15 protein-coding genes are annotated in these 13,425 nt (G+C 68.0%); 9 read left to right on the top strand and 6 right to left on the bottom strand.

Annotation, left to right across the window (positions count from 1 at the left end; all coding sequences use genetic code 11):
* Positions 1-228: 228 nt before the first annotated feature.
* Entirely contained in the window at positions 229-483 is a 255-nt protein-coding gene (locus tag QJS31_RS03725; protein ID WP_011211115.1) for a WhiB family transcriptional regulator, read from the top strand.
* 283 nt (positions 484-766) lie between these two features.
* On the opposite strand, the gene QJS31_RS03720 is transcribed toward QJS31_RS03725, so the two are convergent.
* Both QJS31_RS03720 and QJS31_RS03715 read right to left on the bottom strand, forming a co-directional pair.
* On the bottom strand, positions 767-2,281 hold the full coding sequence (locus QJS31_RS03720) for a sensor histidine kinase (RefSeq protein WP_039816657.1): 1,515 nt from the start codon (positions 2,279-2,281) through the stop codon (positions 767-769).
* 81 nt (positions 2,282-2,362) lie between these two features.
* Complete coding sequence (locus QJS31_RS03715) at positions 2,363-2,578, bottom strand: biotin/lipoyl-binding carrier protein (protein WP_029931608.1); 216 nt, start codon at positions 2,576-2,578, stop codon at positions 2,363-2,365.
* A 101-nt stretch (positions 2,579-2,679) separates the two neighbouring features.
* Here QJS31_RS03715 and QJS31_RS37290 point away from each other — a divergent pair, with 101 nt between their 5' ends.
* Complete coding sequence (locus QJS31_RS37290; protein WP_115061593.1) at positions 2,680-2,754, top strand: 50S ribosomal protein bL37; 75 nt, start codon at positions 2,680-2,682, stop codon at positions 2,752-2,754.
* Between the two features lie 92 nt (positions 2,755-2,846).
* Here QJS31_RS37290 and rsrA read toward each other — a convergent pair whose 3' ends face one another.
* Both rsrA and QJS31_RS03705 read right to left on the bottom strand, forming a co-directional pair.
* The gene (gene rsrA / locus QJS31_RS03710) at positions 2,847-3,116 is read right to left on the bottom strand and encodes a mycothiol system anti-sigma-R factor (protein WP_282781008.1); all 270 of its coding nucleotides are present in this window, start codon (positions 3,114-3,116) and stop codon (positions 2,847-2,849) included.
* Between the two features lie 8 nt (positions 3,117-3,124).
* Entirely contained in the window at positions 3,125-3,850 is a 726-nt protein-coding gene (locus tag QJS31_RS03705; RefSeq protein ID WP_282781011.1) for a sigma-70 family RNA polymerase sigma factor, read from the bottom strand.
* A 292-nt stretch (positions 3,851-4,142) separates the two neighbouring features.
* Here QJS31_RS03705 and ybaK point away from each other — a divergent pair, with 292 nt between their 5' ends.
* From ybaK to QJS31_RS03685, 4 genes are all read left to right on the top strand, one after another.
* Positions 4,143-4,634, top strand: a complete 492-nt coding sequence (ybaK, locus tag QJS31_RS03700; protein WP_282780979.1) for a Cys-tRNA(Pro) deacylase — start codon at positions 4,143-4,145, stop codon at positions 4,632-4,634.
* A 120-nt stretch (positions 4,635-4,754) separates the two neighbouring features.
* A complete protein-coding gene (locus QJS31_RS03695) occupies positions 4,755-5,294 on the top strand; it encodes a MarR family winged helix-turn-helix transcriptional regulator (protein WP_282780981.1) in 540 nt (179 codons plus the stop codon).
* Positions 5,291-6,988, top strand: coding sequence for an MDR family MFS transporter (locus tag QJS31_RS03690; protein WP_306355926.1), 1,698 nt, complete (start codon positions 5,291-5,293; stop codon positions 6,986-6,988). The genes QJS31_RS03695 and QJS31_RS03690 overlap by 4 nt, the downstream gene beginning before the upstream one ends.
* Positions 6,989-7,165: 177 nt before the next feature.
* Entirely contained in the window at positions 7,166-7,477 is a 312-nt protein-coding gene (locus tag QJS31_RS03685; protein WP_282780985.1) for a hypothetical protein, read from the top strand.
* A 118-nt stretch (positions 7,478-7,595) separates the two neighbouring features.
* On the opposite strand, the gene QJS31_RS03680 is transcribed toward QJS31_RS03685, so the two are convergent.
* Positions 7,596-8,357: an SOS response-associated peptidase gene (locus QJS31_RS03680; RefSeq protein WP_282780987.1), complete on the bottom strand. Its 762-nt coding sequence runs from the start codon at positions 8,355-8,357 to the stop codon at positions 7,596-7,598.
* A gap of 210 nt (positions 8,358-8,567) precedes the next feature.
* Here QJS31_RS03680 and QJS31_RS03675 point away from each other — a divergent pair, with 210 nt between their 5' ends.
* The 3 genes from QJS31_RS03675 to rsgA all read left to right on the top strand — a co-directional run bounded on the left by QJS31_RS03675 (position 8,568) and on the right by rsgA (position 12,663).
* Complete coding sequence (locus QJS31_RS03675) at positions 8,568-10,076, top strand: aldehyde dehydrogenase family protein (RefSeq protein WP_282780989.1); 1,509 nt, start codon at positions 8,568-8,570, stop codon at positions 10,074-10,076.
* 302 nt (positions 10,077-10,378) lie between these two features.
* A complete protein-coding gene (gene aroA / locus QJS31_RS03670) occupies positions 10,379-11,662 on the top strand; it encodes a 3-phosphoshikimate 1-carboxyvinyltransferase (protein WP_282780992.1) in 1,284 nt (427 codons plus the stop codon).
* A complete protein-coding gene (gene rsgA / locus QJS31_RS03665; protein WP_282781013.1) occupies positions 11,659-12,663 on the top strand; it encodes a ribosome small subunit-dependent GTPase A in 1,005 nt (334 codons plus the stop codon). Before aroA ends, rsgA begins: the two co-directional genes overlap by 4 nt.
* 80 nt (positions 12,664-12,743) lie before the next feature.
* On the opposite strand, the gene QJS31_RS03660 is transcribed toward rsgA, so the two are convergent.
* On the bottom strand, positions 12,744-13,379 hold the full coding sequence (locus tag QJS31_RS03660; RefSeq protein ID WP_282780994.1) for a TetR/AcrR family transcriptional regulator: 636 nt from the start codon (positions 13,377-13,379) through the stop codon (positions 12,744-12,746).
* Between the last annotated feature and the right edge of the window lie 46 nt (positions 13,380-13,425).

Genomic DNA, 13,425 nt, shown 5'->3' with positions numbered 1-13,425 from the left:
TTGGGCTGCGAAAACCCGAACGAGCGAGTACAAATGATCAGGCAGACCCTCGATGTAGGGGTCTTACAGCGTGAGCTTCCCCACGGTGCACCACACATCTCTTGACATCTACGGTGTTCGTGAAAGCATTCACAAGCAACCGTGCGGAAACATTCGAGTCGCACAAGTGAACGGACCACAAACCCGAAGGGCAGCGTCATGCGCATGCCCTAGCAAAGGAGCAGAGGAATGGACTGGCGCCACAAGGCCATCTGTCGCGACGAGGACCCTGAGCTGTTTTTCCCGGTGGGTAACAGTGGTCCTGCGCTCGCGCAGATCGCCGATGCGAAGCTGGTCTGCGCGCGCTGCCCCGTTACCGCCGACTGCCTCTCCTGGGCTCTGAAGTCCGGGCAGGATGCCGGTGTCTGGGGCGGCATGAGCGAAGACGAGCGTCGCGCTCTGAAGCGTCGCAACGCGCGTACGCGCACCCGCACCGTCGTCTGATTCGGACGACCGGCGTCACCGCCGCAGCCCCCACGACGGCATAGACGCATTTCGGCCCGGCACCCTTCGGAGGTGCCGGGCTCATCCGCCTCTCCAGGACTTTTGCGCACGGCTGATAGCCGTTGACCATCCCACACGCGTGCCGGCGGTCGCCTGCCGAACCGATTTCGGGCGTTCGGCGATGAGTTACCCGTGTCGCAACGAAATCAGTTGTCACGATATCCATCGCAATTCGGCTGTCAGCCACTATGCGAATTCGTTTATGCGATATCGCACGTATTCTTCACCGCGCGGAGCGGCGGCCGAGGGGAACCCGCAGGACCGCGTCGGTGCCGACGTCCTTACCCGGATGCAGGCCGATGGAGCCGCCGAGCTCGGCCGTGACCAGTGTGCGGACGATTTGCAGGCCCAAGCGGTCGGAGCCCTCGAGGCTGAAGCCGTCCGGCAGGCCGCGGCCGTCGTCGCTGATGATCACGTCCAGCCAGCGCGCCGAACGCTCGGACCGAATCGTGACCACGCCGTCCTCCCCGGCGTCGAAGGCATGCTCGATGGCATTCTGCACCAGCTCGGTCAGCACCATGACCAGCGGTGTCGCCCGTTCGGCGGAGAACACGCCGAGCGATCCGGCGCGGCGCACCTTGATCCGCGCGGTGTGCACGGTGGCCACATCGGCCATGATCGGCAACAGCCGATCCACCACCTCGTCGAGATCGACCTCTTCATCCACCGACATGGACAGCATCTCGTGCACCGACGCGATGGAGGTCACCCGCCGCACCGACTCGGTGAGCGCCAACCGCGCCTCCTCGTTCTCGGTGCGGCGCGCCTGTAGTCGCAGCAGGGCCGCCACGGTCTGCAGATTGTTCTTCACCCGGTGGTGGATCTCGCGAATGGTGGCGTCCTTGGACAGCAGCGCCCGATCGCGCCGCTTCACCTCGGTGACATCGCGCACCAGCACCGCCGCCCCGGCGAGCTCCCCGTGCGGGCGCAGCACCAGGGTGCGCAGCAGTACGGTCGCGCCGCGCGCCTCGACTTCCATTCTGCGCCCGGCCTTTCCGGCCAGCGCCGCCTGGATGTCGCCCACCACCTCCTGCGCGTCGAAGGGGTCGGTGATGAGCGAGCGGGTGGTGAGCGCCAGATCCTGGCCGACCAGGTCGTTCTGCAAACCCATGCGGTGATAGGCCGAGAGCGCGTTGGGGCTGGCGTAGACGACGGTGCCCTCGGTGTCGAGCCGGATGAAGCCGTCGCCCGCGCGCGGGCTGGAGTGCGAGCCGGTGCGGTCCTCGAGCGTGGGGAAGGTGCCGTCGTTGACCATCTGGCACAGGTCGTCGGCGCACGACATGTACGCCACCTCGAGATTGGAGCGCATCTTGCGGCGCTGTACATCGGTGTCGCGGCCGAGCACGGCGATCACATCGTCGCCGACCCGCACCGGAATGGCCTCGCGGACGGCGTGCACCGGATGCGGGTGGTAGACGCCGGTGGCCTCGCTGTCGACGTCGACGCGCACGATATCGCCGCTGATCAGCGCGTCGAACACCTGATGGTGGTCATCGTGGGCGGCCAGGCCGCCGACCAGGTCCTCCGGGTGCACGGTGGGTGCGGTGGTCGGGCGGCACTGGGCGACGCATACCACATCCGCGCCGTCGGAGACCGGCCCGGCGCCGACCCAGAGCGTCAGGTCCGCGAACGACAGGTCGGCCAGCAATTGCCAGTCACCCACCACCCGCTGGAGATGATCGACGGCCGCACCCGGCAGATCCGTGTGCTCGGCCAGCAGCTCGCTCAGTGTCGACAATTTCAGCCACGCTCCTTCACCTGCGTCGGGAGTATGTTCCCACGCGGGCCCCGGGAAGGGATTGTCCGGGAAGGGGTTCGCTCAGGCGATGGTCGCGATGAGGTCGCCTTTCTGCAGCACCTGGCCGACCGTCACATCGATGGAGGCGACGGTGCCGTCGGACTCCACCACGACGGGGATCTCCATCTTCATGGACTCGAGCATGATGACCGGGTCGTTGACCTTCACCTTGTCGCCGACCGAGACCAGGATCTCCTGAACGGTCGACACCATCTCCGCGAGGACTTCCTCAGCCATGACACCCCTTGTCTCCGGTCGGCCTGTGATACCGCGGTACCGCTGCCGGTACAGCCAACCACACATGAAAGAATGGCCTTCAATCAGAAGGGAGACTACCGATGGGTAAGCGTGGACGTAAGAAGCGCAGCCGCCGCAAGAACGGCGCCAACCACGGCAAGCGGCCGAACGCCTGAGCCGGTAGGCTTGCGTTGAAAAGCATTGAGCGGCACAGTTTTCCAGCAGAGGAAAACGTGCCGCTCAGCTCTTTCCGGGGTCCGCGGGCGGGCTATTCGCCCGATTCGATCCGCCGCGTCTCCACCTGGGTGTAGGTCGTCCGGATCTCCATGGTGAGGCGCTGGCGCAGGGTGTCGGGGGCCTTGTCGCCGCCGCACTTGCGGTTGAGCAGGCTCTTGAGCTTCTCCTCCAGACCGTACTGTTCGATGCACGGGGAGCAGTGGTCCATATGGTGCTGGAGACGATCGCGGGTGGCCTGATCGCATTCGCCATCCAGGATCAGCCACACATCGGCGAGTACCGCCGAGCAGTCCAGGTCCATATCGTCGCTCACTGGGTTACCTCCTGACGCGCGCTACCCGATCGGTTGAATCCGCGTTCCCGCGCCACGTCGGCGAGCAGGCCCTTGAGTTGCTTGCGGCCGCGGTGCAGGCGGGACATCACGGTGCCGATCGGGGTACCCATGATCTCGGCGATTTCCTTGTAGGGGAAGCCCTCTACGTCCGCGTAGTAGACCGCCATCCGGAATTCCTCCGGAAGCTCCTGTAAAGCCCGCTTGATGTCGTCGTCCGGCAACGCCTCGAGCGCTTCCATCTCGGCCGAGCGCAGGCCCGTCGAGGTGTGCTCGGCGGTGGCGGCCAGCTGCCAGTCGGTGATCTCGTCGGTCGGATACTGCGCGGGCTGGCGCTGCTTCTTCCGATACGAGTTGATGTAGGTGTTGGTGAGGATGCGGTACAGCCAGGCACGCAGGTTGGTGCCCTCCCGGAAAGAGCGGAAACCCTGGTACGCCTTGGCGAAGGTCTCCTGCACCAGATCCTCGGCGTCGGCCGGATTGCGGGTCATGCGCAGGGCCGCGCCGTAGAGCTGGTCGAGCAGCGGGAGCGCGTCGCGCTCGAAGCGCGCGGCCAGATCGGCGTCGCTGGCGGTGCTGCGGACCGCGCCGGATTCCTCGTCGTTGTCGTCGGCGACCGCTGGGTCGTCGATGCCCTCGTTCATGGCCGTATCGTCATCGCCTGGGCGATCGACAGCCATTTCGTCGTCGCTCGTCACGCTCATCCCTTCGATCGCCGTAGCTTGTGAATCTACCGCGAGCGGGGTGAGCACCGCGAAACCGGCATCGGTCGCGGGGCGGGGAATGCGGATGAGCGGCACGGTCCCGGTCGAGCGGGCCTGCGCCGTCCGCGGGCGGGTGTCCACCAGAACGGTCACCTGGGCATCTCCTTCGCACACTCCGCCGACCGCGTGGTATCGGTCGCGCATGGCGTGCAACATGCCGGGTGGTCGCCGTGTTCCCGGGTGCGGAAAACCGGTGTCGCCGCCGGGGCGCGGCGTTCTAGGCTGACCGGCTATGGCCGCCGCTTCCACTCCCGCGATCCGCGCCCTGGTGCAGGCGCAGGTCGAGCACCGGGTGCACTCCTACCACCACGATCCGCGCAGCGATTCCTACGGCGCGGAGGCGGTGGCGGCGTTGGCCGAGGAGTTGGGCGTGCGCGCCGAGCAGATCTTCAAGACCCTGGTGATCGAGGTGGGCGCGGGTCTGGCGGTGGCGGTGCTGCCCGTGCCGAACACGCTGTCGCTGAAGGCGGTGGCCGCGGCGCTGGGCGGCGGTAAGGCCACCATGGCCGACAAGGCCAAGGCCGAGCGCACCACCGGCTATGTACTGGGCGGCATCTCGCCGCTGGGGCAGAAGAAGCGGCTGCCGACCGTGCTCGACAAGTCGGCGCTGATATGGGATCGGGTGCTGTGCAGCGCCGGTAAGCGCGGGCTGGAGATCGAGGTCGCACCGGAGGATCTGGTGCGCCTGACGGGAGCGGTCACCGCGTCCGTCACCGCGGGCTGACCCTTCCCCGTCGAACCGCCCGCGCCGGGTGGGCATGGATCTTCGCGCATATTTGTTTTCTACAACTAGTTGTCTGATACAAATAGTTGTACAGCCCAAGCAAAGGAGGTGTGCCGAAACATGTCCGCATCCCCGGCTCCCGGCGTCCACGCGCCGTCAGCCGATATCCCCGAGGCGCTCATCGACGATGTCGCCCGGCAGCTCATCCGCCTGCACCGCCTGCGCGACCGCACCAACGCCCAGATCGCCGCGGCCAGCGACGGCGAGGTCGAACCGGCCGCCTTCGCCATCCTGTTCCAGCTGATCTGTGCGGGGCCGATGCGCTCGGGCGCGCTGGCCGAAACGCTCTACTCCGACGCCTCCACCGTCAGCCGACAGGTCGCCAACCTGGTCAAGCGCGGCTTCCTGGAACGCCGCGCCGACCCCACCGACGGACGCGTCAGCGTGCTGTCGGTCACCGACGCCGGACACGCGGCCGCGGCCGAGATCCGCGCCCGGCGCAACCAGTCGCTGCGGCTCATGCTGGCCGACTGGACCAGCGCCGACCGCGAGACCTTCGCCGCCCTGCTGCGGCGCTTCGTGGACGACTACGAGACCACCCGCAGCGCCCTGCTCACCAGCCTTTATCCGAACTCCCAAGCGGCAGAGAGACATCCGTGACAGCCACCACCGATACACCGAACTCCGCGGGTTTCACCCACAGACAGATCCTCACCATCGTCAGCGGACTCATGCTCGGCATGCTGCTGGGTGCGCTGGACCAGACCATCGTCTCCACCTCCATCCGCACCATCGCCGATGACCTGCAGGGGTATTCGCTCCAGGCGTGGGTGACCACCGCCTACCTGATCACCGCCACGCTGGCCACCCCGCTCTACGGCAAGCTCTCGGACATGTACGGGCGCAAGCCCTTCTACCTGGCCGCCATCACCCTGTTCATCGCGGGCTCGCTCATGTGCACCCTCGCCCAGTCGATGTACCAGCTCGCGGCGGCGCGGGCATTCCAGGGCCTGGGTGCGGGCGGGCTGATGTCGCTGGCGCTCACCATCCTCGGCGATATCGTCAGCCCCCGGGAACGCGCCCGCTACCAGGGCTACTTCCTGGCCGTCTTCGGCACCTCCAGCGTGGTGGGGCCGGTGCTGGGCGGCCTGATCTCCGGACAGAACGAGATCTTCGGCATCACCGGCTGGCGCTGGGTGTTCCTGGTGAACGTGCCGATCGGCCTGGTGGCGCTGGCCGTGGTGTCGCGGGTGCTGCGACTGCCCAAGGTGGAACGGTCCAAGGTGCCGGTCGACTGGTTCGGCGTGCTCATGCTCGCCATCGGCATCGTGCCGCTGCTGGTGGTGGCCGAGCAGGGCCGCGAATGGGGTTGGAGCAGCGGGGGTTCCCTGGCCTGCTACCTCATCGGCGCACTCGGCATCCTGGGCTTCATCGCGGTGGAGGCCCGGCAGGGCGATGCCGCGCTGATTCCGCTGCGCACCTTCAAGAACTCCACCTTCGCATTGGGTGTGGTGATCTCGTTCGTGGTCGGCATGGCCATGTTCGGCGGCATCACCCTGCTGCCGCAGTACCTCCAGGTGGTGCAGGGCTCGAGTCCGACGCTGGCGGGCATGCAGATGCTGCCCTTGGTGCTCGGCATGATGACGGCCTCGATCATCTCCGGCCAGCTCATCTCGCGCACCGGGCGCTACCGCTGGTTCCCGCCCATCGGCGCGGTGCTGCTGACGCTGGGCATGTTCCTGCTGCACCTCGTCTCGGCCGATACCGAGCTGTGGGTGGTCATGGTCTTCATGGCCATCACCGGTCTGGGCCTCGGCAATCTCATGCAGCCGCTGATGCTGGCCCTGCAGAACGCGCTGCCGCCGAAGGATATGGGCGTCTCCACCGCGGCGGCGACCTTCTTCCGGCAGATCGGCGGCACGCTCGGCGTGGCGGTCTTCCTGTCCATTCTGTTCTCGCAACTCACCCCGAACATCTCCGATGAGCTGCGGGCGGCGTCGGCGCGGCCGGAATTCCAGGCCGCGGTGATGGCCGGTGCGCGCAGCGACAATCCGGCCGACCGGGCGCTGGCCACCGGGCTGGCCCGGCAGGATCACTCGGCGGCGGGTGAGGTCATGCAGGACAGCTCGATCATCCAGCAGCTGGATCCGACCCTGGCCGCACCGTTCAAGGCCGGATTCGCCGACGCCATGGACACCGTGTTCCTGGTGGCCGCCGGGGTGTCGGTGATCGCGCTGCTGCTGGTGGCGTTCTGGAAGGAGGTGCCGCTGCGCACGGCGGGCGGCATCCAGGCGCGCACCGAGGACGAACGGGCCGAGGCGGAGGTCGCGGCGGCGGCGAAGACCATCGCCTAGTCGTGGCCGAGTCCATGGTGTCAGCCGGGTCCATGGTGTCAGCCGAGTCCGGGGCGTAATACGACGCGTCCGGCGCGGATCCTCGGGTTCGCGCCGGATGTGTGCGTTACTTGAGGACGCGCTCGCAGTTCCGCAGTTCACCGACAACAGTCGTTCGACCCGAGGATGTGATGCGGTATGTCCCCCCGTCAGCGTGTACGCACCGTCGGGATCGCCGTCTGTGGCGCGGCGGTCCTCATCGTGGGTCCCGGATTGGCGACCGCCGCCACCGCGCATGCGGCGCCCGGGCTGGTGCTGACCGCCCCGGCGAATCCGAACTACCCGCTCGGCAGCGATCCCGGCCCGTCCGGGGAGCCGAAGAAGGACAAGAACATCGAGAAGGCCGAGAACCTGGGCGGCGGCTTGGCCACCAAGGTCATCGACACCATCGCGGGCGTGGCCAAATGCGGCATCTCCTTCGCGCTGGACTCGGTCAAGTGCAAAGTCTGAGCTGTGTCTGATTTGCCTCCGCTTCGCTCCCCCGCTCCACTCGGTCCAGAATCGAGCCGGGCCGCGAACACCCCGTGCCAGTCGTGAACAGCGGCGGGCACTCTTGTTACACGCTCGGTTACATCAGGCTGATCTGGCCTGCCTGTTCGCCGACCTTGCCCAGCAGTTCCGGGCCGTTGTTCTTGACACTGTTCACCAGCATCGGCACCGGGCGCGCGATAATGTCCGCGATGTCTTGCGGGGCAGGCGTTTCCAGGAGTTCCGCGGGGGCCGGATGGTCCGGGTCCAGCCAGGCGTCCCAGTGCTCGCGCGGCATGGGCAGCGGCATGCGGTCGTGGATCTCGGTGAGGTCGCCGACCGCGTCGGTGGTCAGGATGGTGCAGGAGAGCAGTGGTTCGGAATCCCGCACCTCGCGGTCGCGCCAGACCGACCACAGGCCCGCCATGTAGAGCCGCTCACCGTCGGCACGCGACATGAAGAAGGGCCGCTTCACGGCCTTGCCCTGCTCGTCCACGTCGGTGACCCACTCGTACCAGCCGTCCATGGGCACCAGGCAGCGGCGCTTCTTCACCGCGTCGCGGAACGAGGCGGTGGTGGCGGCCTTGTCGGCACGGGCGTTGAACAGCGGCTTGCCCTTGGCGGGCACGCCCGGCTCGGCGGCCTTGGTCCACGGCGGGATCAGGCCCCAGCGCATCATCCGGACGCGTAGCCGGGCGGCTTCCTCCGGATGCTCGCGGTCGTGCCGCTCCACCACCGTGACCACCTGATTCGTGGGGGCCACGTTGTAGTTGGGGGTCCCGGTGTCGTCGGTTTCGTCGATGGCGTCGAGCTCGACGGCCAGCGACGCCGGATTCGTCGTAGTCGCGTACCTACCGCACATGTGGACCATGCTGCCATCGGACACCGACAACCGCCCGGTTCGCGGCCCGGCTCGGTTCTGGACCGAGCGGAGGGAGGGAAGACCCGAGCTTGCAGGGCCGCGAACACGCCGGAGCGGGGCGGAGGCAAATTCCAAACTGATGGCAATTGACTTCAGTTGGCGGGTGTGAGACGTTCTCCCCATCACATTCTCACCAAGGGATCGCCGCACATGTCTACCACCGAAACCGCCGTCACCGAGCGGGACGAATCACTGACATCCGTCAACCCGGCCACCGGCGAAACGCTGGCCACGTACCGGATCGACGATGAGGACGCCGTGCGGGCTGCGGTCGCCAAGGCCCGTACCGCCGCCGCCACCTGGGGCGCGCTCTCCTACGACGAGCGCAAGAAGCACCTGCTGCGCTGGACCAGCAAGCTGGTCGAGAAGTCCGATGCGTTGTGCGAGCTCATCCACGCCGAGAACGGCAAGCCGCGCGACGACGCCTTCCTCGAACTCATGCTGGCGCTGGAGCACATCTCCTGGGCGGCCAAGAACGCCGAGAAGGTGCTCAAGGCCAAGAAGGTCTCCCCCGGCGCGCTGATGGCGAACTTCGCCGCGCATCTGGAACAGCGCCCGCTCGGCGTGATCGGTGTCATCGGCCCGTGGAACTACCCGGTCTACACCCCGAACGGCTCCATCGCGTACGCGCTGGCGGCCGGAAACGCGGTGGTGTTCAAGCCGAGTGAGTTCTCCACCGGCATCGGCAATTTCTTCGCCGCCGCCTTCGCCGAGGCCAATCCGGAACTGCCGGACGGTGTTTTCACCACGGTCAACGGCTTCGGCGCGACGGGTGCGGCCCTGGTGCGGGCCGGAGTCGACAAGATCGCCTTCACCGGTTCCACCGCCACCGGCAAGAAGATCATGGCCGCGGCGGCCGAAACGCTGACCCCGGTGCTGCTGGAGTGCGGCGGCAAGGACGCGGTGATCGTGGCCGCCGACGCCGACATCAAGGCCGCCGCCGACGCGGTGGCCTGGGGCGCGACCGCCAACAGCGGCCAGACCTGCGCCGGTGTCGAGCGCGTGTACGTGGACAAGTCCGTCGCCGACGAGTTCGTCGCCGAGGTGAAGCGCATTCTCACCGATATCAAGCCCGGCTCCGACGACAAGGCGTCCTACGGGCCGATGACCATGCCGGCGCAGGTCGACATCGTGCGCCGCCATATCGAGGACGCGCTGAAGAACGGCGGCAAGGCCGTGCTCGGCGGGCCGGAGTCGGTGCAGGGTCCCTACATCGCCCCGGTCGTCATCGTGGACGCCGACGAATCCTCCGACGCCGTGTGCGAGGAGACCTTCGGCCCGACCGTCACCATCAAGACGGTCAACGGCGTCGACGAGGCCATCAAGCTCGCCAACAACAACAAGTACGGCCTGGGCTCGGCGGTCTACTCAAAGAAGCAGGGCCTCGAGATCGCCCGCCGCCTCTCCGTGGGCTGCACCTCGGTGAACTCGGTGCTCGGCTTCGCCGCCATCGCCGCCCTGCCCTTCGGCGGCGTCGGCGATTCGGGCATCGGCCGCATCCACGGCGCGCCCGGCATGCTGGAATTCACCCGCCCGCACTCCATCGCGGTGCAGCGCTTCACGATTCCCGGCATGGCCCTGCTCTCCTACAGTCGCACCGACCGCACCATGAAGCTCCTCCGCAAGCTGGTCCCCTTCCTCCACGGCCGCCACAAGTAGAGCCCGGCACCGACAACCGAGTCCGGTCCCCGTGCGGGACCGGACTCGCCGGGTATCCGCAGGACGGCGACCGCCCCATCACTCCCCGCGACAACTGGTCTCGCAACGTTCGGGGCAACGCACCGGGTGCGCCCGGAGTCGAACCACCACCCCAACCCCCGGTCCGCGTCCACAACCGCCGACGACGCTCCGTCGTGCGCCGAATACGCGGAGAGGCGGAGAAGCTCTCCGCCGCGTGCCGAGTACGCCGCGTGCCGAGTACTCGGAGAGTCGGACGGTGGCGGTAGTGAGAGTATTGGTGGGTGACTTTCTGGCCCGCGCCCCATGTCGATGTCCCCGTACACGCGACCGTGACCCTGCCCGGATCGAAATCCATCACCAATCGCGCCCTGATCCTCGCCGCGCTGGCGGATCGGCCGTCCACCATCACCGGCGCGCTGCGCAGCCGGGACACCAACCTCATGATCGACGCGCTGCGGGCCCTGGGCGTGGCGGTCGAAGGGGATGCCGACACGCTGGCGGTGACGCCCGCCGCCGAGCTCGGCGCCGCGACGGTGGACTGCGGACTGGCGGGGACGATCATGCGGTTCCTGCCGCCGGTGGCGGCGCTGGCGCGCGGCGACGTGGCCTTCGACGGGGACGAGCAGGCCCGGGTCCGGCCGCTGGGGACGATCCTGGACGCGCTGCGCACGCTGGGTGTCGATATCGACGGCAGCGCACTGCCTTTCGTGGTGCACGGCACCGGGGCGCTGCGCGGCGGCCCGGTCACCATCGACGCGTCGGGTTCCTCGCAGTTCGTCTCGGGGCTGCTGCTGTCGGCGGCGCGGTTCGAGCAGGGCATCACGGTGAACCACCAGGGTGCGCCGCTGCCGTCCATGCCGCATATCGAGATGACGGTGCAGATGCTGCGGCAGGCCGATGTGCGGGTGGACGCGCCCGAGGATCCGCGCCGACCGCAGACCTGGACGGTGTGGCCCGGACCGATTCGCGCGGTGGACTGGGAGGTGGAGCCGGATCTGTCCAATGCCACCCCGTTCCTGGCGGCGGCCGCGGTGACCGGCGGCGAGGTGAGCATTCCGCACTGGCCGCGGCTCACCACCCAGCCGGGTGACGTGATCCGCGAGATTCTGGTGCGGATGGGGGCGGAGGCCCGCTTCTACGACAGCACCCTGATCGTGCGCGGCCCGGATCGGCTGGCGGGCATCGATATCGACCTGCACGATGTAGGCGAGCTGACCCCGACGGTGGCGGCGCTGGCCGCGCTGGCGGATTCGTCGTCGCGGCTGCGCGGCATCGCGCATCTGCGCGGCCACGAGACCGACCGGCTCGCGGCGCTGTCGACCGAGATCAACCGGCTCGGCGGCAAGGTCACCGAGACCGAGGACGGCCTGATCATCGATCCGACCCCGCTCTCCGGCGGCATCTGGCATTCCTATGCCGATCACCGGATGGCCACGGCCGGAGCGATTCTCGGCCTGGCGGTGCCCGGCATCGAGATCGAGGACATCGGCACCACCGCCAAGACCCTGCCGAACTTCGTGCCCCTCTGGGAGGGCATGCTGGCCGATTCGGGAGTGGTCCGCTGAGGCGGCGCGAGTACGACGAATCCGATGTCCGGGTGCGCCCGGGCAGGGGTTCCCGTCCCCGCACCAAGACGCGGCCCCGGCATCTGGACGCCGCACCGGCCATGGTCGTCTCGGTCGACCGCGGCCGGTGGGGCTGTGTCCTGGACGGCGATCCGGACCGACCCATCGTGGCCATGCGCGCCCGCGAACTCGGGCGCACCCCGATCGTGGTCGGCGATCAGGTGGAGGTGGTCGGCGATCTCTCCGGCAAACCGGACACCCTGGCACGCATCGTGCGGGTGGCCGACCGCTCGACGGTGCTGCGCCGCACCGCCGACGACACCGATCCGTTCGAGCGCGTCGTGGTGGCCAATGCCGAACAGCTGTTCATCGTGGTGGCACTGGCCGATCCGCCGCCCCGCACCGGATTCGTGGAACGCGCCATGGTGGCCGCGTTTGTCGGTGGGCTGCAACCGATTCTGTGCCTCACCAAACACGATCTGGTGGCCGAATCCGAATTCGCCTCGGCCTTCCGGGATCTGGATCTCGCCATCGTCTACGGCGGCATCGAGGATCCGGTCGAACCGGTGCGGGAGCTGCTGCACGACAAGCTCACCGCCTTCATCGGCCATTCCGGCGTGGGGAAGTCCACGCTGGTGAATCGCCTTGTCCCCGACGCGGATCGGGCCACGGGCGAGGTGTCCGGGGTGGGCAAGGGCCGCCACACCTCCACCCAGTCGGTGGCGCTACCGCTGCCCGACGGGGGCTGGGTCGTCGACACCCCGGGTGTGCGCTCCTTCGGCCTGGCCCACATCACGCCCGACGATGTGATCAAGGCGTTCTCGGATCTCTCCGAGGCCATCGAGGACTGCCCGCGCGGCTGCACCCACCTCGGCCCGCCCGCCGATCCGGAATGCGCCCTGGATCAACTGCCCGGCACGGAGCGCCGGGTGGCCGCCATCCGGCTGCTGCTCACCGCGCTCAACTCCAACGATCCCTGGTTCCGCGGTCAGTCCGGCTGAATCGGTCGGGCGAGCCGAATCGAACACAGGTGCTGTCGGTCGCGCGTGCTGTCGAGCGCGCGTGCTGTCGAGCGCGGATGCTATCGGTCGCGAGTCGTTTCGATACCGGCGAGCAGCCAGCGCAGCGCCTGGGTGAAGGTCTCGTCGGATACCGAGGCGGGGTCCAGCCGCCGCTGTTGCACCAACCCGCGGAACAGGGCGAAGACAATGGTGGCGAGCATATCGGCGGGTACCGCGTCCTGGAGGCCGCGCGCGCCGAGTTCGCCGGTCAGCAGGGCGGTCAGCCCGTCGAGCGGGCGGCGCAGCCGGGCGGCGAGGGCGTCCATGGCATCCGGATTGCGGATGGCGTAGAGCCAGAACTCGGCCTGCAAGGGGGCCCAGTCGCGGTCCTTGTCGGCCACGTCGACCAGCAGCTTCCCCAGGGCGGCAAGCGGATTCGTATCGTCGCCGTCGGCGAGCAGGTGCGCGGCCTGCTGGACGCGGCCCCCGGCGCGGCTGGAGAGCAGTTCGGTGAAGAGTTTGTCCTTGCTGCCGAAGTTCGAATAGACCGCGCCGATCGAATAGCCCGCCGTCTCGGCGATCTCCTCCACGGACGCTCCCGCGAAACCCTTGCGCGCGAACACCTGTTCCGCCGCGTCGAGCAGTAGTTCTCGGGTGCGGGCCTTGGCGTCCGCGCGGCTCAGGCGCTTCCGTGCTACGTTGGCGTCGTCATTCACATAGTGAACGCTATTCGAGTAGCAGTGGCTATTCAAGCAAGGAATG

The organism is Nocardia sp. CC213A (genome assembly GCF_030766805.1).
In the GTDB taxonomy this organism is placed as follows: Bacteria; Actinomycetota; Actinomycetes; order Mycobacteriales; family Mycobacteriaceae; genus Nocardia; species Nocardia otitidiscaviarum.
The sequence above is the reverse complement of the archived record's forward strand: the minus strand, read 5'-3'. Positions and strand labels throughout refer to the sequence as shown.